Below are 18,112 nucleotides of genomic sequence, written 5' to 3'. Positions count from 1 at the left end.
ACAATCCTGTATACAGCATTTTGCATTATTGTTTGATTATATTTATAGGTACAAAAATGGCTAGAATAATTTTCATGGGAGTAGATGTTTCCAAGGAAGCATTGGACATCTCAATTAATGGCAAGCATAAGCGCATAGCAAACGTGAGTGATGCTATATCTAAGTTTATAGAAACAAATATAGTCGATTTACCCATCAAGTTATGTGTAAGCTGGTGGCTATGAAAAGCTCATTATAAAATTGTTGCAAGATAACTGTCCATAAAGCTCACCCGAATCGGGTATATGCATTTGCCAAAGCTTGCAATCATTTTGCAAAAACTGACAAGTTAGATGCTAAATTACTGGAAAAATACGCTGAATTTGTCAGTAAAGACGGTGAAGTAAAAGGATGTATAATTTCACAAAAGCAAGAGGAATTAAAGGAGCTGGGGGCAGTTGAGCGTAATTTAAATGATGCAATTCATGCAAACAAGTGTCGCCTGCAAAGTGCGACGGGAAAAGCTAGAGAATACATAGAAAGACAGATAGGGTTTGCTGAAAAACAATTGAAAGAAATTAGGCAAGACATAGAAGACGCAATAGCTGAATTGAAAGGAAAAAATGAGCTTTTAATCAGCTATAAAGGTATTGGATCAAAGACGGCGAGCGTTCTACTGACAGAGGTGCCTGAGCTTGGTAGATTAGAGAATAGAGAAATTGCATGCTTAGTTGGAGTTGCACCTAAAACTAGTGAAAGTGGAAGAAAAGTTGGCAAAGCTCAAATCAAAGGAGGCAGGTTTTATGCAAGGAAAGCACTATACATGTCAGCTCTTGTTGCTATGCGCCACAACAGAAAAATGAAAGCGTTTTATCAGCGTTTGGTTGATTCTGGCAAAGCTGCTAAGGTTGCATTAGTTGCTGTCATGAGAAAAATTATCGTTTGTTTAAATGCCATGATAAAAAATAACAACTTTTATCTTGACTCTTAAGACGGTAGATGACAGACCATTGATTGTATGGGTTCCATCTGTTATATATAATCTTTTTGAATACGAAGAAAACTGATGAATGAGTATGATATTACGGTTATAGGTAGCGGTCCTGGTGGTTATATAGCGGCAATTAGGGCGGCACAGCTTGGGTTTAAAACTGCAATTGTGGAAAAAGAAAAAAATTTAGGCGGTATATGCTTAAATTGGGGATGTATACCAACAAAATCACTGCTTAGAGCATCTGAGGTTTATAGGCTAATAAAAAGATCAAAAGAGTTTGGTATAGAAGTAAAGGGAGCGAATTTTGATATACAATCAATAGTGAAATACTCAAGAAACGTTGTTGATAAATTGTCAAGCGGTGTTGCATATTTGATGAAAAAAAATAATATCAAAGTTCATCAAGGTTTTGGTAAACTTGCAGGCAATGGTACTATAAAAGTCGTTAGCGATAAGGAAGAACAAGAAATTGTTTCCAAGCATATCATTTTAGCAACAGGCGTGAGGGCACGGAATCTGCCTGGAATAGAGGCAGATGGAGATTTAATATGGAATGCGCAGCACGCTATGACTCCAGAGAGATTACCAAAATCGCTACTAATTATAGGGTCTGGTGCAATTGGAATAGAATTTGCAAGTTTTTATAGTACTTTGGGTGTTGATGTAACAATCATAGAGATAAAGAGCACTATTTTGCCGCTGGAGGATAAGGACATTTCAGATTTAGCACAAGAAATATTCACAAAACAGGGGATAGAAATATATACAAGCAGTAGCGTAAAAGCTCTTACTAAAAGTAAAGACTCTGCTCAAGTGCTACTAAGTAGTGGTGAGAGCAAAGAATTTGAGAGGGTGATTGTTGCGGTTGGAATTCAGGCAAATATTGAAAATATAGGTTTAGAAAATACAAAAATTAAATTAAGCCCTTCTGGCTTTATTGAAACGAATGAATGGTATGAAACTAGTGAATCAAATGTGTATGCAATAGGTGATGTAGCTGGCCCACCATGTTTAGCACATAAAGCGAGCCATGAAGCCGTGATCTGCATTGAAAAGATTGCTGGTAAAAATGCTCATGCGTTAAAAAAAGAATGCATACCAAATTGCACTTATTCTCATCCACAAATAGCGAGCATCGGCCTTACTGAGGAACAGGCAATAAAAGGTGGGTATGATATAAAAATAGGAAAATTTCACTCTAACTTTAATGGTAAATCTGTTGCACTCAGTGAAACTGAAGGGTTAGTGAAAACGATTATAGATAAAAAAACCGGAGAAATTCTGGGTAGCCACATGATAGGTGCAGAAGTAACGGAGTTAATTAGCAATTTTGCTCTTGCAAAGCAACTAGAAGGAACAGACTTCGACATAAAATCTACGATTTTTCCTCATCCAACCATTTCAGAGATGATACATGAATCAGTGCTTGCTGCAGATGTTAAATAGTTGAACTAACGTTCCATCGTTTTAGAGTTGTCAATGTCTTGAGTAGTAGTTTGATTAGGCACTTTAGTTTCAATAGATTGATTACCACCAGCATCAGAATTCTGTAACTCTTCTTTCAATCCCTTAGCTGCTTCTTTAACTTCAAGCTTTGCCTTTGGATGAAGATCTTCTGGGCCTTTTCCTTTAGTATCCAAACCTTGTTGTAGATTAGTGCTTTTCATTTTATTATGCTGCTCGTGCTCAGGTAGGTCAACGACCGAATTGAAAAGAATTTTTATTATATTTTTTAGCAGTTCTAAAAAACCTCCGCTTCTGCCTTCTCTTTGTTCTTGAGGTTTATTTTTCTCATTAGGTTCTTTTTTACTATTACTTTTAGGCATTTTTAACTCAACTATCATAACGCTTAATAAGATTCTACGTGCAAATTGTTAAATAACAGTTAACAATCTAGGATTTATTATTTACAGATGGATATTATTTTAGCAACAGGTGGCACAGGTGGGCATATCTTTCCGGCCATAGCTTTAGCAAAAGCACTAAAGACACAAGGATACAATTGCATATTATTCACTGATAAAAAAACAAATAAAAATACCGACATAGAAAGCTACACCTTACCATTACGTAGACCAAGCAGCAACAAATTTAAGTTTTTCCTTTTCTTGATATACAGCTCTATGTTAGCACTGTATCAAGTAAGAAAATTAAAACCAAAATCGGTCATTGGTTTTGGTAGCTATGCTTCTTTTCCAACTCTTCTTGCAGCAAGAGTTCTTTCTATACCTATAATTTTACATGAACAAAACACAGTTTTAGGGAGAGTAAATAGATTCTTTTTCAAGAGTGCAAAATTAATTGCAACCAGCTTTCCGGAGACTAAATATGCAGAGGGCAATAAATGTATTTTTACAGGAAATTTTGTTGATATAAAAGCACAGAGCCATTCTAGCACTGAGAAAATCCTAAATATATTGGTCATAGCAGGCAGCCAAGGTGCAAATTTTTTTGATGATGTAGTAAGCAGCGTAATTTGTGATTTACCTATTAAAATGAAAAAGAAAATTAGAGTGACGCAGCAATGTACGAAGAAAAATGTAAACAAGGTCAAAAGTCTATACAAAAGTGAAAAGATCGATTGTGAATTGAGTGAATTTTTTGATGATATGGAGAATAGACTGGCCAATGCTCACTTGGTAATTAGCAGAGCAGGAGCAACTTCAATAGCAGAGATCACTCTTGCTAGGCGTTCTGCTATATATATTCCTTACCCTTACTCAAAAGATAATCACCAATTTTATAACGCAAAATATATTGAAGACTCGAGAGCAGCTATAATAGTTAAGCAGAATAGTGAAGCAAAAAAAAATCTAACAGAGGTACTATTTGATCTATTAAATAATTCTCAAAAATTGCGTGATATGACCAATAGTACAGAAAAAACAGGGATAAAGAATGGGACTACTGAGTTTGTTAAGGTGATTGTTCACAGGTTTAGTTGATGGCTGCTTGCTTTTTCTTCAAACACGTCCCAAAGATCCTTTTCTAGCGATATATTATACAATTTATTGATATAAACTACTCCCGTGGGTGAAGTTGTGTTAATTTCGAGCAGGAAGTCATCTATAATATCAATACCAACAAATATTAGCCCTCTTTTCTTTAATTCAGGACCAATTTTGTTACATATTTCATTGTTTCTATCGTTCATTTGAGCGGGCTCAAAACTTGCTCCAAGTCGCATGTTTGTTCTGATCTCTCCACTGATTTTTGGAATTCGTTTCATTACACCAATTGGTTGGCCATAAAGTAGCAATATTCTTTTATCTTTATCTATGTTTTTACAAAATGATTGTGCAATCACAGGGCATTCGTATTTTGCTATCATGAGATCCACTACTACTTGAATACTATTCTCATCTTGTATTCTTATCACATCGTTTCCTCCATAACTATACAATGGCTTCAGAATAATATCTTGATAGTTGTAGTAGAAATCTCTAATCATTGATATATTTTCAGTAATCAAAGTTGGCGGAATTAGTTCTGGAAATAATGAAGTTATCAATTTTTCAGGACAATTTCTTATTTCTGTTGGATTGTTAATTACCAATGCGCTAGTTTTTTCTAAGATATATGTTGTTGTAATGTAACGCATATCAAAAGGTGGATCCTGTCTGATAAATATGATGTTCATTTCATTCAAGTTGATAGCTACATCTTTTTTGGAGATAAAACTAAAATCATCAACGCTGACTTTCTGAGCAAAAGCAATTGGATAGTTTAGCTTTAGTGCTAAATTATCAGGAGTATAAACAAAAATTTCATACCCCCTCCTTTGTGCTTCTTTTATTAGCGCAAATGTAGTATCAGTTTCAAAATTTATATTTTCATCCATCTGAAAGGCAATTTTCATTTATGTTCTCTACCTATTGTCACAACTGTACAAATGTTATAATTTGAAAGCGATTTTTGCCTAATGGCGTAACTTACTGTACCTGTATCGTACATAACTTACAACTTGTTTTACTCCCTTTACTTTTCTTGCAATTGCTATTACAGCTTTTAATTCCGCTTTATTTTGGGCTATACCCATCAAATAAACAACTCTATCAACCGTATTAACGCTATAATTAATTGATTTAATATTTCTTTTCCCCAGAAGTCTTGTTCTTATTTCCGCTGTTATCATGCCATCTACAGTAGTGTCTAGCATGGAAGCCATTTGAATTGGTATTACTCTTATTTCATTTATCACTTCTTTAATTTCTTTTTGCTGCCAAGCTATTTTTTCTGCTGTAAGTTGTTTTTCAGGAGTGTCAACACTTCCAATGAGCAATACTCTTCCTTCACTTACTTTAACCTTTATGGATGAAAATAGCCCATGTTTTAAGAGCCCCTTATTAATTCTGATGACCATAGTCGTATCATCAATGATATTTCCCAAGGATTTGTCCTGCATTGTTATTGCTGTAGCCACCACACCACCTATTATAAGGGTTGTGCAACCACTTTGTGTAATCAAAAAAATTGCGAGTAAGAAGCTTGTTATTAATCTCATTATTGATTTTCAGGGTTTAGAGCTTTCATTAAGAAATGTTAATAAGCTTTTTTGATTGTGTAAATACCATAAATTAAGTAAGACTTTAAACCTTGAATATTTTTAATGGAATACCTATAATAGGGTACTGAAAATTTCTTGCGGATATGGCGGAATTGGTAGACGTGCCAGGTTTAGGTCCTGGTGAGCTTGCTCGTGGGGGTTCAAGTCCCTCTATCCGCACTTTAAAGTCATGTAACTTAGGTTTTAAGGGAAAATTTATAATCACTAAATACACTTTTGTTTGTGTAAAAACCTGTTCTTAAGGATTGTGTTTAACTTAAATTCTGGTAAAATTACTCTATTAAGATATGAATTAAAATGTTAATAAATGAATTATGATGTCTAATAATATACCTCAAAATACAGTCGAAGTAAGTAGCGTATATACCTACAAAGAGCTTAGTATAGATAAACTAAAGTATGAGTATGAAATCACAGTTGGTAGTGATTATATAAAACAAAAGGTAAATTCCAGGTTGCAAGAGATAGCAGAAAATGCAAAATCACCTGGATTTAGGGCTGGAAAGATGCCCTATGACCTTGTTGTTGCAAATTATAAAAACGAGGCTTTGGAATATGTGATAAATAATACAATTGATTATTGCTCAAGTGATTTGATGAAAAAAATTGAAGTCAAGTCTCACATTTATCCTAAGGTTGATGTTATATCATTACCAGATCTGGGCAAAGAAAATGAGGAGGGCAATTTTGTATACAAGCTATCTTTTGAGTCGATGCCTGAAGTACCGATGATAGATCTTGACAAAATAAACTTAAAGAAAATTGAAGCAAAGATTGAAGAGGAAGATATAAAAGAATTTATTGATTCTATCAAAACAAAGTTCCCCAATTTTGCCTCTGTTGATGATGCTTCTTATCAAGCGAAAGATGGGGATAAATTGATAATTGATTTTGAAGGGCGGATTAGGAATAAGCTCTTTCAAGGTGGAAGTAGCAAAGATTTTGCCGTTAATTTAGGGTCTGGCACATTTATTAATGGTTTTGAAGATCAATTAACTGGTATGAAAAAGGGAGAAACAAAGAACTTTAAGTTGAAATTTCCTGAAAATTACCAAGCCATTTCCCTTGCAGGACAGGAAGCTGATTTTTCTGTGCGAGTTAATGAGATTCAAATTGCCAAAGATTTTGAAAATGATGATGAAATAGCTAAGAGTATTGGGTTTAAAGATTATTCTTTGCTAATAAATCATGCAAAAAAAATGATTGGTGATCAGTGCACCGAAATGAGAAATCTCTTAATTAAAAAGGAGCTGTTTGATTATTTGGATGCTAATTATAGTTTTGATTTACCCACAGACATAGTAAAACAGGAGCAACAAAGAATGGAAGGAGAATTGGGTGCTCAAAATGATTCTCGTAAAGAAGCTGAAAAACGTGTAAAGCTTGCTATGTTATTTATGAAATTTAGTGCAGAACATAAAATATCATTAACTCAAAATGATGTTTTGAGTGTTATTGTAAATCAATATGTCAGTAAAGATGTGCAATTTGACAGAGTACTTAAGCATTTTGAATCAAATAAACAATTTCAAGAATTAGTTAGAGGGCAAGCGCTTGAGTATAAAGTGACAGATTATATAATAGAAAAAGTTAGTAAAGAAGAGCAGATTGTTTCTGTGAAAGAATTAAAGGAATTATTTGATAATATTTAATAGGAAAAGGTATGACTCTTATACCAATTGTAGTTGAACAAACTAGTCGCGGTGAGCGCGCTTATGACATATATTCAAGACTAGTGAAAGAAAGAATAATTTTTGTAACAGGTCCTATTGAAGACAATATGGCCAGTGTAATAGTAGCACAGCTTTTATTTTTAGAATCGGAAAATCCCGATAAAGACATTTGTATGTACATCAACTCACCAGGTGGTGTTGTAACTGCTGGTTTGTCGATCTACGATACAATGCAGTATATAAACCCAGACGTTTCAACTTTATGTATAGGTCAAGCTGCGTCTATGGGTTCTTTATTGCTTGCAGCTGGTACAAAAGGTAAGCGCTACTCTCTACCTCATTCAAGAATTATGATACATCAGCCATCTGGTGGTTATCATGGTCAAGCAACTGATATAGAAATACATGCTAATGAAATTTTGCGGGTTAAGAAAAAACTAAATCAAATTTATGAAAAACATACTGGAAATTCACTGAAGAAAATTGAAGGAATGATGGAAAGAGATAAATTCATGGATCCTGAAGAAGCAAGGAAAATTGGCTTAATTGACAGGGTGATAGCTGAGCGTACAGATATTGAAATTGAAAATATTAAAGTTAAACAAAAGGTGGGTTAATGGATAACAATAATGATTTACACTACTGTTCTTTTTGCAACAAGGCGCAAGATGAAGTAGATAAATTGATTACTAACTCTTCGGATGGTTTAAAGGTGTTTATTTGTAATGAGTGCATAGAATTATCCCATAAAGCAATAAGTCAAAAGAAAGATAGATCTTTTAATTCAGATCGTATATCTGATATGAAGCTATTACTAAAGAAACCTGAGGATATAAAAAACTTTCTCAGCAAGCATGTTGTAGGTCAAGAACACGCGCAACACGTTTTATCTGTAGCTATGTATAACCATTGTCAATCCATGGTACAATTTCATGCTATAAGTGATATTGAAATCGAGAAGTCAAATATAATGCTTATTGGTCCCACTGGTTCTGGTAAGACTTTGCTAGCCAAAACACTTGCTAAAGTTTCAGATGTGCCATTTGCTATGGCTGATGCGACAACTTTAACTGAGGCAGGTTATGTGGGTGATGATGTAGAAAGCGTGTTGTCGCGTTTATTACAAGCTGCAAATTATGACGTTGTAAAAGCACAGCGTGGTATAGTGTTTATAGATGAAATAGACAAGATTACAAGAAAATCTGAAAGCACTTCAATAACCCGTGACGTTTCAGGTGAAGGGGTCCAGCAAGCTCTGCTTAAGATTATGGAGGGTACAGTTGCTTATGTTCCGCCACAAGGAGGGCGAAAACACCCACAACAAGAGTTTATACAAGTGGATACTAGTAACATACTGTTTATTTGTGGAGGAGCTTTTGAAGGCCTCGATAAAATTATTGAAGCGAGAAAAAAGGGAACGTCAGTTGGCTTTGGAGCAGATATAAGTCAGTCTAAAGAGCAAAAGAAAAAGAATGCTTTACATGATGTTCAACCTGAAGATTTAATCAAATTCGGTTTAATACCCGAATTTGTAGGGCGGGTTCCAATAACTGCTGTTTTAGATGAGCTGGATCATGAAGATTTAATACATGTGTTGACAGAGCCAAGGAATGCACTAATAAAACAGTACAAAGCATTGCTTGCGTTTAGCAAAGTAAACCTTGAGTTTTCAGATGAAGCAATATCAGCTATTGCTAAAAAGGCTATAAGCTACAAAACAGGTGCAAGAATGTTACGTGCTATCTTGGAGTCACTTTTGCTTGACATTATGTATACATCTGGAAACGGGGGCTTTGAAGGTAGCACTATAGTAATCACTAAGAAAATGGTAGAATTAGGAAAAGCAACGGTTAATCATAATAACAATGGCAATGTTATAACGGTTAATGATTAATTTGAGGCATATATTATGAACATTGAACGTGCTGTAAGCTCTAGTTTTACTGCATTGCCAGTATTACCTTTAAGAGATGTAGTAATTTTTCCAAATATAATGGTGCCTTTATTCATAGGCAGAGAAAAATCTGTTAATGCACTAGAGTATGCAATAAGTAGTAGTAATCACCAAAATGAGATTTTTCTTGTAGCACAGAAAGATGGCTCTGTTGATAATCCAGAGCCTGAAGATCTTTATGAAGTAGGTGTGTTAGCAAGCATTGTACAACCGTTAATAAAATTACCTGACAATGCAGTAAAAGTTATAATCCGGGGGATAAGAAGGGGAAGAGTTGTAGAATATATTAGCTCTCATACTTTATTACAAGCCAGGGTAGAGTTAGACAATTATTATAAAGAAGATGAAGACAATATTGATTTAGAAGCTTTAAGGCGGTCTGTTGTAGACGCGTTCGATAGCTGGTGTAAGCTAAACAAGAAAAATCAACCCGAGGTTGCCATTAACTCCATTGATCAAATCAAAGAAGTTGATCAACTTGTAGACACGGTAGCTTCACATTTAAATATAAAAGTATCAGATAAACAAAGTATACTTGAGGCTTATGACCCAGAAGAGCGTTTAAAAAAAGCTTTTGCTTTTATTGAGAGAGAAATGAGTATTTTGAACGCACAAAACCGTTTATATAAGACAATTAAATCGCAAGTTGAAAGCACTCAGAAAGTTTACTACCTTAACGAGCAATTGAAAGCTATACAGAAAGAATTAGGCGAATTTGAGAATGGTGATGAAGGGAATATACTCAATGAATTTGAAAAAAAGATAAATGAAACAAAGCTTTCTCAGGAAGCAAGAGAGAAAGCTATAACTGATTTGAAGAGATACAAGAAAATGAATCCCATTTCTCCTGAAGCTACAGTTATATCTAGTTACTTGCATTGGTTGCTTGAGTTGCCATGGGGAAAGTACAAAGATGCAAAAATTAACTTAAATGCAGCTAAGAAAATCTTAGATGAAAATCATTATGGCATAGAGAAAGTAAAAGATAGAATAATAGAATTTTTAGCGGTATTAAAAAGAGTAAAAGAGATAAAAGGTCCTATACTTTGCTTAGTTGGACCGCCAGGTGTTGGTAAAACTTCTTTAGCTAAGTCTATGGCAAGAGCAGTAGGAAGAGATTTTGTTCGCATAGCTCTTGGTGGTGTGCGTGATGAGTCTGAGATACGAGGGCATAGGAAAACTTATATTGGCTCAATGCCTGGTAAAATCATTCAACACATGAAAAAAGCTAATTCATGCAACCCGCTTTTTCTGCTTGATGAAATAGATAAGATGGGTTCTGATTCGCGTGGCGATCCTGCGTCTGCATTACTTGAGGTTTTAGATACTGAGCACAATAAACACTTTACGGATCATTACTTGGAAGTTGAGTTTGATCTTTCAAGTGTAATGTTTGTAGCTACGGCAAACAGCTTAAATTTACCACATCCTTTGCGTGATAGGATGGAAATTATACAATTGTCCGGGTATACTGAAGATGAAAAAATCAGTATTGCTACACACCACCTTATTCCGAAGTTAAAGAAGGAGCATGGTTTGTATCAGAAGGAATGGGACATAACTAATGAGGCGTTATACGAGTTGATACGTTTATATACACGTGAAAGTGGTGTGCGGAGTATGGAAAGGGAGCTTGCAAAGCTCATGAGAAAGGCAGTTAAAGAAATATTGACTGATAAAAATAAGAAAATATCCGTAGGGGTTGACAATTTACAAGATTATTTAGGGGTACGTAAATATACCTTTGGCATTGCGGAAAATGAGAGTTTAGTAGGAATAGTAACTGGGCTCGCCTATACTGAAACAGGTGGTGATATTTTGATGATAGAATCAGTCCTAATTCCGGGCAAGGGAGAAATAAAATACACAGGAAAGCTTGGAGAGGTTATGCAAGAATCTATAAAAGCTGCGTATAGTTATATTCGATCAAATTGTTTGTTTTTTGGTATAAAGCCCGAAAAATTCCAAAATAATGATATACATTTGCATGTACCTGAGGGTGCTGTACCAAAAGATGGCCCTTCTGCTGGCGGCGCGGTATGTACGTCTATTGTTTCTCTTATGACAAATATACCAGTTAACAAAAATGTTGCTATGACAGGCGAAGTGACATTGCGTGGTAGAGTTTTAGCTATCGGGGGCTTGAGAGAAAAATTGCTTGCAGCGCTCAGAGGATCAATCAAAACTGTGATTATACCAAGTGAAAATGAGAAAGATATGCAAGAAATTCCGGCAAGCATCAAAGAGGGGATCAACGTAGTTTTTGCTAAGAATATTGATGAAGTTATGAAAGTTGCTTTAATGCACCCTACTACTCCAATTAATGGTGATGATAATCAAAATAGTGTGCCTTCCTCTATAGAAAGTAAAGATGATACTTTTCCTATGTCGGAAACATTGAAGCATTAGATTAAAAAAATATTATCAATCTCCATTTCTCTTTTATCCGGCAAAAATCCACCAACTTGTGCATCCCATAAGGATATGACTTGCTTTGTTGTTATGTCATTCATATTTTTTACTTATTCTATCTCCCAGTTTAATTCAAGTAGATGATATATTATAATAGTCCTTTTCATGGAAACCTTTTCTGGTAGATTGCTTTCTAGAAAAACCTTGGTCAAGGTGCTAACTGTGGTTTATAATAATATAAATCATATCATAGTTGATTTGCGTTTATCAGAGCTGGAGTAGAGGTATGTTTTATCTTACAAATTTTTTGCCTATTTTACTGTTCCTATTTCTTTTTGTAGGAAGTGGTATATATTTTACTATTCTTGGCGTGTCAAATGCTTTTTATCAGTTATCTCCACTGGTAGCCATTGTTCCTGCCATAGCTCTGGGTTGGGTTTTATACAAGGGCAATACTGAAGAAAAAATGTATGCCTTTCTAGATGGGGTAAGAGATCGTAATATTATCACTATGTGTATCATTTTCTTACTTGCAGGTGCATTCAGTGAAGTAACTAAAGCAATCGGTAGTGCTGATGCCACAGTTAATTTGGCTCTTTCATTTATACCAACACAATTTTTACTCATAGGATTATTTTTTGTAGCAGCTTTCATCTCCACTGCTATTGGTACATCAATGGGCACCATTGCAACAATTGCTCCTATTGCAGTTGAACTGACACAAGCTGGGATTTCTCCTTCCTTAGGAGTTGCAACCGTTGTAGGAGGAGCAATTTTTGGCGACAATTTATCTATTATCTCTGATACTACAATTGCATCTGTGATGTCTCAAAAGGCTGATATAAAGAAAAAATTAAAACTGAATGCAAAAGTGGCACTAATTGCTTCTATATTCACAATAATTATATTATTTTATAGCTCAAGCAATAGTGCTGCTATTTCAGTTAAGGAGTATTCTTTATTGCTTGTGACTCCTTACATAATACTTATATTGCTTGCAAACTTTGGAATAAATGTATTTACGGCATTGGTTTTAAGCATAACTTTTGCTGGAATCATTGGATTTATAAATAACAACAATCATGGTTTATTGTTTTTAAGCCAAAACATCACCAAAGGGTTTATGAGTATGCATGAAATTATGCTACTGTCATTGATGGTTGGCGGGCTTTCAGGACTGGTAGGTAAAAATTCTAAGGAGCTTGCAGATAAACTTTCATCTTGGGTTATGATACAACGTGGTGGACAAAAAACTGCGCAATTATTTATTGCAAAAATAGTCAGCATATTTGATATTTTACTTGCAAATAACACCATCGCTATAATTTTTAGTGGTGAAATTGCTAGAGATATTGCTAAGAAATATGAAATACCGCCTCACTATAGTGCAGCATGGCTAGGCATATTTTCTTGTGTATTTCAAGGATTAATACCGTATGGCGCTCAATTGCTTTTGGCTAGCACTATTGCTGGAGTTTCACCTTTGGCAGTCGTGCCACACGTATACTATTGCTATGTTTTAGGTATTATTGCAGTGTTATATATTGTATTGAACAAAATTGAGAAAAAAGATTGTGCTTAATATACAAGACAACGCTCCGCTCTGTAGAAAATGGATGTTCTTGGCAGTATGTGCTCTTGCTTGCTCTGGGTTACTGTCAATAATTGTTATTTTTCTACGATTGCCTTTTATCTCCTCTCTTGTTCCTTCTGCACAATATATTTTTGATAATGCGCTGGTAATACACGTGAACTTGTCAATTTTAGTGTGGATGTGCTCTATAATATCTCTGCTCTTTATCATAAACCTACAAAATACCAATAGTTGGTTTAACTTTTCATGGGTTCTATCAACCCTTTCGATGCTGCTCATGTTTATATCCGCATTCGTTCCAAACACTGAAGTTATCAAAAGTAACTATATTCCCGTATTACAAAACAAATTATTTTTACTTGGACTCAGTTTATTTATTGCCAGTATATTAGTAAATACAATGCTAGCATACACATCAAAAAAAGAGGTTTCATTTCTCTCTGTTGGGCAAATTGGGCTAGTTATTATACTTGTATCGTCATTTCTTTGCTTTGTTTTAGCATATAATAATATGCCTCCAGGTCTATATCACTCAGATAATAATTTATTTTACGAATATCTCTTTTGGGGAGGCGGACATTTATTGCAGTTTGCTTTTACTCAAGGAATGTTTTTAGTCTATTTAATAATGCTAAGTTCCAATGATATTAGTTTAGCTTCAAACAATAAAATTACTATTTTACCACTATTTATAAACACGATTTTAGCTGTAGGCGCACCGTTTGTATATTTTGTTTATCCAGTTGATAGTGCCAAGTTAATACAGTTTTTTACTTGGCATATGAGGATTGCTGGAGCAGTTTTGCCGTGCTTTTTGATAATATTAGTGTGCTACAACATCAGAACTTTTATTAATGATAAAAGCAACTATTTATTACATTCATTTTTGTTGTTCACTTATGGAGATGTGCTCGGAGTGTTGACTATTGAAGGTAATGTCACGATTCCTGCTCATTATCACGGTTCTGTAGTTGGTATCACTATAGCTTTTATGAATTTTGTCTACTGGATGTTACCTAAATTAAACTTTAAAGAGATAAAAAGTTCCATGGTAAGATTACAGATTTATGCCTACAGTATAGGGCATTTTCTCCATATCACTGGCCTTGTGTGGCTTGGTGGATATGGTGCTTTAAGGAAGGTTGCAGATCTGCCAAGTATTTCGTCAATGTTAGCACGCACGTGCTTCATTATAGGTGGCGCTATATCAGTTGTTGGTGGAATGTTGTTCGTAATAATTGTGCTTTTACATCTGTTAAAAGGCAAAGCGCGTACCAACTGACCCATAGAAACAAAAAAAACTTCCTTGACAAACTCCGCCAGCCCCCTTATCATGAAACTGAAGCTATTTATTTATCTTCTCTGTACAGATTAAATGACAAAAAAACTCACGTATCTGGCGTCCCATGTTTAATTTTTTGCACTATGTGCACCTTATGTCTTTATAAAATTTCTAGGTTTTTACCTAATATAAGCTGAAATGCGCTTATAAAGCATTTAAAACATCAAAAAACGCCGATTTAAAAAATGGATAGTGAATAACTAGCTACCCTAGGGTTTCTTTTGCCTTTTTTTCTGTTTAGTAAATTTCTTAATGTTTATAATTTAGATTAGTTGCGGCTTAAAAGCAACTAAATCGCGGTTATTAAGCGTTTAGAATAAAAAAACGCCATACTTGAAAGTATAATGTAAGTAATTAGCCAACCACGGGGCTTCTTTTGCCTTTTTTTTCATTTGGTAAATTTTTTAATATTTATACGGAAGGTAGCGCGTGACGCTGGAACCCCAAAAAAAGGATGATGTCATCCCAGTGCCCAGACACTGGGATCCAGCATTTCACGCAATCCCATCAAGAACGTTGTATTTTACATAACACTTTTATGCTTACCAACTTAATAAAATTCCTGGATCCCAGTGGGCTTTGTTGCATCGCTCTTCGGATAGTAGGTAACGCACAATAAATTTATGAAGCTATCTCAAATTTAGCCATACCAATATCAGTGAACTTATTGAGCAAATAGCATTTAACAAGTAGTTCCTTCTCTCTATTTGTCTCAGATTTATTCCTAAAACTAAACCCGAATGTTTGTTTCAGTCGCGAGAAAAAACTTTCTATATAAGATCTTTTTCCATAACTCATCTCTTTTTTCCACTTCTTTATACTATCTTCATCATATGACTTTATGAGCTTGACTGCAGAATTTCTCTCAGCCATATAGTCTAACTTTGGATGCTCTGCTGCGTTGTTTTTCGGAGGAATTTTCGTTTTTATACCATATTGATTACACAGCTTATAGAGCTTTTCTCTGTCATATGCCCTATCTGCATATAGTACTTTTATGACATACTGAAAATCGACTTCTTTTAGCAAATCACAAGCTCCATAGTGATCAGAGTAGACACCGTTACTGTATTTTACAGCTATGGCTTTTTTGCTGTTTGTATTCAACATTACATGCAATTTTCTTGTCTGTTCATAGCTGCGATACTTTCTATCTTCGCTATTTTCTTTGCTATGACCAGGAGTGTTGTTGTATATACTAATTCCTGTACTGTCTATAGCAATTTCGATATCTTCCATATTATTTTTATCAATTCTGCAATCATTGATCTTAATATTGAGTTTCTTAAACCTTCTTGATGATTGTGAATAGCTGATAACTTGCAAATTTTTCCCAATTTGCTCAAGGTATCCTGCTATAAACCCAACTGTTTGCCTCAGGCCTATTCTAAATAAACAAGTTATTATGTGCACCAAAATTACAACTTTATCGCTATAAATATTGTTGCCACCTGGTATTTTTGGACCATTCTCGTACCACTTTTCTATGGCTTCGTTGATATAATGAAAAATATTTCCTCTTTTTTCTAGAAATTTGTTATATTCGCTATGGTTACTGACCCTCATTTTTTGTGGCATATTTTTTCTTCAACAGTTAAATCGCTATTTATAATGAATTTTGTCAGTAATCACTAATTTTTCTGCTGCTATGCAACAAAGCTCACTGGGATCCAGATTGGACACTAAGTTGGTGAGTATAAAAGTAGCTAACCTTATGTTAAAACACAATATTTTTGGTGAGGGGTTGCATTAAAAGCTGGATTCCAGTGTCAAGCACTGGAATGACATCGTCTTAACATTGTACCATATTACAATGTTCGTACAGTTATGTGTCACGCTACTTGGATGACAAGAAAAGGTTTCTAGAATGACGGAAACGAAGTCATACATAGAAAATAGGTTAGGTATTTTCAATTTTTGTTGTATACTCAAATAAAAATCTCACTTTTACAGATGGATACAGTAAAGTTTGTTTTATTACTGCCAACAATATTACTCATGCTAGTTGCTGGTGTTTACCTATCGATTAAACTAAAATGGCTACAGGTATTTAGATTACCATACGCCCTTTCACTCCTTGGAGCTAAAAAAGGAGAAAATAAATTTTCTTCTATAGCCGCTCTGTTTACAATTTTAGGGGGAAATTTAGGAGTAGGAAATATTTCAGGAACTGCTGTTGCTCTAAAAACCGGAGGACCGGGCTCTATTTTATGGATGGCAATAATTATTGTTATCACTTCTGTGATAAAATATGTCACTTGTTATCTAAGTATAAAAACCAGAAAGGAAAAGAACGAACGGTTTATAGGTGGCCCTGTAGCCTACATGACTGATGCGTTTAACTCTAGGAAGGCCACAATTGTCTTTCTAGTTATCATGATGATGGTTTCAATAACAGTTGGTAACCTTGTTCAGGTAAATTCTCTATCAATACCACTTAATATGATAGATGTGCCTGTAGTTGTTGGTGGCATTGTAATGGCCATAATATTTTTTGTTGTTGCAGCTCTCAGCTTAAAAAAAATTAAAATTTTTATATCGGCTATGATACCGATAATGACGGTAAGTTACCTCACACTTTGCGGTATCATATTATTTAAATTTAGTGAAAATATTCTTCCTTCTCTAAAACTAATAACAAGCAGTTTTTTTACAACTAGTAGCTTTAACTCTGGTTTATCTCTAGGTTTGATTTTAGAAATGTTGACTATTATTCAAGTTGGAACTTTGCGAGGTATTTTTGCAACAGATATAGGGCTTGGCCTCGAAGGAATCGTACATTCTTCAATTGTTCCTAAGAAAAATAATAATAAATTTATTATTGAACAGAGCCTAATCACAATAATATCGCCTTTTATAGTTGCATTCATAGTGTTTATTACAACAATGGTACTGCTTGTCACAGATTCTTGGGTCACTGATTTAGAGAGTACTAACATGTGCATATTTGCTTTTAGAAAAGCTATGAATTGGCCCTATATTGACTATTTAATTATGGCCATAATGTTTTGTTTTGCCTTTACTACTATTTTTACTTGGTTTTTTTGCTCAAAACAGACAATACGCTATGTGTCTATGGATAATAAATACACTAAAATCTGGATTGTAATTTTTACCATGATCATTCCGCTTGGTGCGATAGGTAAAGTCCGGTTGCTATGGGATGTTGCTGATATCTCGATTGCTGCTTTGTTGTTTATCAACATACTCGCTATACTCAAGCTAACCTCTCAAGATCCAGAAGTGTTTACTATGAGTAGCAGATATTTGAAGTTGCAAAAACAGAGCTATAGCTAAAGCAATTTAGGCTATGCAGCTGTTGTGATATAAGAGTGATTTCCGCCAAGAAGGATGTCATCCCAGTGCCCAGACACTGGGATCCAGGAATCTTGATTGGCACTAAGTTAGTGAGCATAAAAGTAGCTAATCTTATGTTAAAACACAACATTTTTGATGGGGTTCGTGAAAGGCTGGATTCCAGACTGGAATGACAACTTAAATCGTTTGATGTTACCATAAAATAGCTTGTGTCATCACATTAGTAACACAACCTTCCTTAATAAAAATTCAACCAATGCTTGTGATAATTATATTAGC

General features: G+C 34.7%; 15 protein-coding genes, 1 tRNA gene and 1 pseudogene. 13 read left to right on the top strand and 4 right to left on the bottom strand.

The window, feature by feature from the left end:
* Positions 1–56 precede the first annotated feature (56 nt).
* Positions 57–970, top strand: a pseudogene (locus OOK90_RS06690) (IS110 family transposase).
* A 75-nt stretch (positions 971–1,045) separates the two neighbouring features.
* Complete coding sequence (gene lpdA, locus OOK90_RS02145) at positions 1,046–2,419, top strand: dihydrolipoyl dehydrogenase (protein ID WP_151807945.1); 1,374 nt, start codon at positions 1,046–1,048, stop codon at positions 2,417–2,419.
* A gap of 5 nt (positions 2,420–2,424) precedes the next feature.
* Here lpdA and OOK90_RS02140 read toward each other — a convergent pair whose 3' ends face one another.
* Positions 2,425–2,817: a hypothetical protein gene (locus OOK90_RS02140; protein ID WP_006279962.1), complete on the bottom strand. Its 393-nt coding sequence runs from the start codon at positions 2,815–2,817 to the stop codon at positions 2,425–2,427.
* 69 nt (positions 2,818–2,886) lie between these two features.
* On the opposite strand from OOK90_RS02140, the gene murG reads away from it, so the two are divergent.
* Positions 2,887–3,918, top strand: coding sequence for an undecaprenyldiphospho-muramoylpentapeptide beta-N-acetylglucosaminyltransferase (murG, locus tag OOK90_RS02135; protein ID WP_007549072.1), 1,032 nt, complete (start codon positions 2,887–2,889; stop codon positions 3,916–3,918).
* Here the strand turns inward: murG and gshB are convergent.
* Together gshB and OOK90_RS02125 are read right to left on the bottom strand one after the other, a co-directional pair.
* Positions 3,903–4,832, bottom strand: coding sequence for a glutathione synthase (gene gshB, locus OOK90_RS02130; protein WP_038198626.1), 930 nt, complete (start codon positions 4,830–4,832; stop codon positions 3,903–3,905). The genes murG and gshB overlap by 16 nt on opposite strands.
* A 60-nt stretch (positions 4,833–4,892) precedes the next feature.
* Positions 4,893–5,477, bottom strand: a complete 585-nt coding sequence (locus OOK90_RS02125) for a BON domain-containing protein (RefSeq protein ID WP_209472974.1) — start codon at positions 5,475–5,477, stop codon at positions 4,893–4,895.
* A gap of 140 nt (positions 5,478–5,617) precedes the next feature.
* Here OOK90_RS02125 and OOK90_RS02120 point away from each other — a divergent pair.
* The 7 genes from OOK90_RS02120 to OOK90_RS02090 all read left to right on the top strand — a co-directional run bounded on the left by OOK90_RS02120 (position 5,618) and on the right by OOK90_RS02090 (position 14,455).
* A tRNA-Leu gene (locus OOK90_RS02120) sits at positions 5,618–5,699 on the top strand.
* 158 nt (positions 5,700–5,857) lie between these two features.
* Positions 5,858–7,192, top strand: a complete 1,335-nt coding sequence (gene tig / locus OOK90_RS02115) for a trigger factor (protein WP_155968869.1) — start codon at positions 5,858–5,860, stop codon at positions 7,190–7,192.
* A gap of 11 nt (positions 7,193–7,203) precedes the next feature.
* Positions 7,204–7,830 carry an ATP-dependent Clp endopeptidase proteolytic subunit ClpP gene (gene clpP, locus OOK90_RS02110; protein ID WP_006280254.1) on the top strand — a complete coding sequence of 209 codons (627 nt, stop codon included), beginning with the start codon at positions 7,204–7,206 and terminating at the stop codon, positions 7,828–7,830.
* On the top strand, positions 7,830–9,107 hold the full coding sequence (gene clpX, locus OOK90_RS02105; RefSeq protein ID WP_006279985.1) for an ATP-dependent Clp protease ATP-binding subunit ClpX: 1,278 nt from the start codon (positions 7,830–7,832) through the stop codon (positions 9,105–9,107). Before clpP ends, clpX begins: the two co-directional genes overlap by 1 nt.
* A 15-nt stretch (positions 9,108–9,122) precedes the next feature.
* Entirely contained in the window at positions 9,123–11,576 is a 2,454-nt protein-coding gene (lon, locus tag OOK90_RS02100; RefSeq protein ID WP_264706065.1) for an endopeptidase La, read from the top strand.
* Between the two features lie 289 nt (positions 11,577–11,865).
* Complete coding sequence (locus OOK90_RS02095) at positions 11,866–13,161, top strand: Na+/H+ antiporter NhaC family protein (RefSeq protein WP_264706064.1); 1,296 nt, start codon at positions 11,866–11,868, stop codon at positions 13,159–13,161.
* A 34-nt stretch (positions 13,162–13,195) separates the two neighbouring features.
* Complete coding sequence (locus OOK90_RS02090) at positions 13,196–14,455, top strand: cbb3-type cytochrome c oxidase subunit I (RefSeq protein WP_010962509.1); 1,260 nt, start codon at positions 13,196–13,198, stop codon at positions 14,453–14,455.
* A gap of 681 nt (positions 14,456–15,136) precedes the next feature.
* Here OOK90_RS02090 and OOK90_RS02085 read toward each other — a convergent pair.
* Complete coding sequence (locus tag OOK90_RS02085) at positions 15,137–16,093, bottom strand: IS5 family transposase (protein WP_209472359.1); 957 nt, start codon at positions 16,091–16,093, stop codon at positions 15,137–15,139.
* A 40-nt stretch (positions 16,094–16,133) separates the two neighbouring features.
* Here OOK90_RS02085 and OOK90_RS02080 point away from each other — a divergent pair, with 40 nt between their 5' ends.
* The 3 genes from OOK90_RS02080 to OOK90_RS02070 all read left to right on the top strand — a co-directional run bounded on the left by OOK90_RS02080 (position 16,134) and on the right by OOK90_RS02070 (position 18,006).
* On the top strand, positions 16,134–16,268 hold the full coding sequence (locus tag OOK90_RS02080; protein WP_256437683.1) for a hypothetical protein: 135 nt from the start codon (positions 16,134–16,136) through the stop codon (positions 16,266–16,268).
* Positions 16,269–16,468: 200 nt separating this feature from the next.
* On the top strand, positions 16,469–17,812 hold the full coding sequence (locus OOK90_RS02075) for an alanine:cation symporter family protein (RefSeq protein ID WP_038198671.1): 1,344 nt from the start codon (positions 16,469–16,471) through the stop codon (positions 17,810–17,812).
* A gap of 35 nt (positions 17,813–17,847) precedes the next feature.
* Complete coding sequence (locus tag OOK90_RS02070; protein WP_153296804.1) at positions 17,848–18,006, top strand: hypothetical protein; 159 nt, start codon at positions 17,848–17,850, stop codon at positions 18,004–18,006.
* The last annotated feature ends 106 nt before the right edge of the window (positions 18,007–18,112 follow it).

This window comes from Wolbachia endosymbiont (group A) of Ancistrocerus nigricornis (assembly GCF_947250785.1).
GTDB classification, from domain to species: domain Bacteria; phylum Pseudomonadota; class Alphaproteobacteria; order Rickettsiales; family Anaplasmataceae; genus Wolbachia; species Wolbachia pipientis.
This window is presented reverse-complemented; position numbering and strand designations above follow the sequence as displayed.

Bases quoted from the DNA above. Each gene is read 5' to 3' on its own strand.
- lpdA (WP_151807945.1), top strand. From the start codon at position 1,046: ATGAATGAGTATGATATTACGGTTATAGGTAGCGGTCCTGGTGGTTAT.
- OOK90_RS02140 (WP_006279962.1), bottom strand. From the start codon at position 2,817: ATGATAGTTGAGTTAAAAATGCCTAAAAGTAATAGTAAAAAAGAACCT.
- murG (WP_007549072.1), top strand. From the start codon at position 2,887: ATGGATATTATTTTAGCAACAGGTGGCACAGGTGGGCATATCTTTCCG.
- gshB (WP_038198626.1), bottom strand. From the start codon at position 4,832: ATGAAAATTGCCTTTCAGATGGATGAAAATATAAATTTTGAAACTGAT.
- OOK90_RS02125 (WP_209472974.1), bottom strand. From the start codon at position 5,477: ATGAGATTAATAACAAGCTTCTTACTCGCAATTTTTTTGATTACACAA.
- tig (WP_155968869.1), top strand. From the start codon at position 5,858: ATGTCTAATAATATACCTCAAAATACAGTCGAAGTAAGTAGCGTATAT.
- clpP (WP_006280254.1), top strand. From the start codon at position 7,204: ATGACTCTTATACCAATTGTAGTTGAACAAACTAGTCGCGGTGAGCGC.
- clpX (WP_006279985.1), top strand. From the start codon at position 7,830: ATGGATAACAATAATGATTTACACTACTGTTCTTTTTGCAACAAGGCG.
- lon (WP_264706065.1), top strand. From the start codon at position 9,123: ATGAACATTGAACGTGCTGTAAGCTCTAGTTTTACTGCATTGCCAGTA.
- OOK90_RS02095 (WP_264706064.1), top strand. From the start codon at position 11,866: ATGTTTTATCTTACAAATTTTTTGCCTATTTTACTGTTCCTATTTCTT.
- OOK90_RS02090 (WP_010962509.1), top strand. From the start codon at position 13,196: ATGTTCTTGGCAGTATGTGCTCTTGCTTGCTCTGGGTTACTGTCAATA.
- OOK90_RS02085 (WP_209472359.1), bottom strand. From the start codon at position 16,093: ATGCCACAAAAAATGAGGGTCAGTAACCATAGCGAATATAACAAATTT.
- OOK90_RS02075 (WP_038198671.1), top strand. From the start codon at position 16,469: ATGGATACAGTAAAGTTTGTTTTATTACTGCCAACAATATTACTCATG.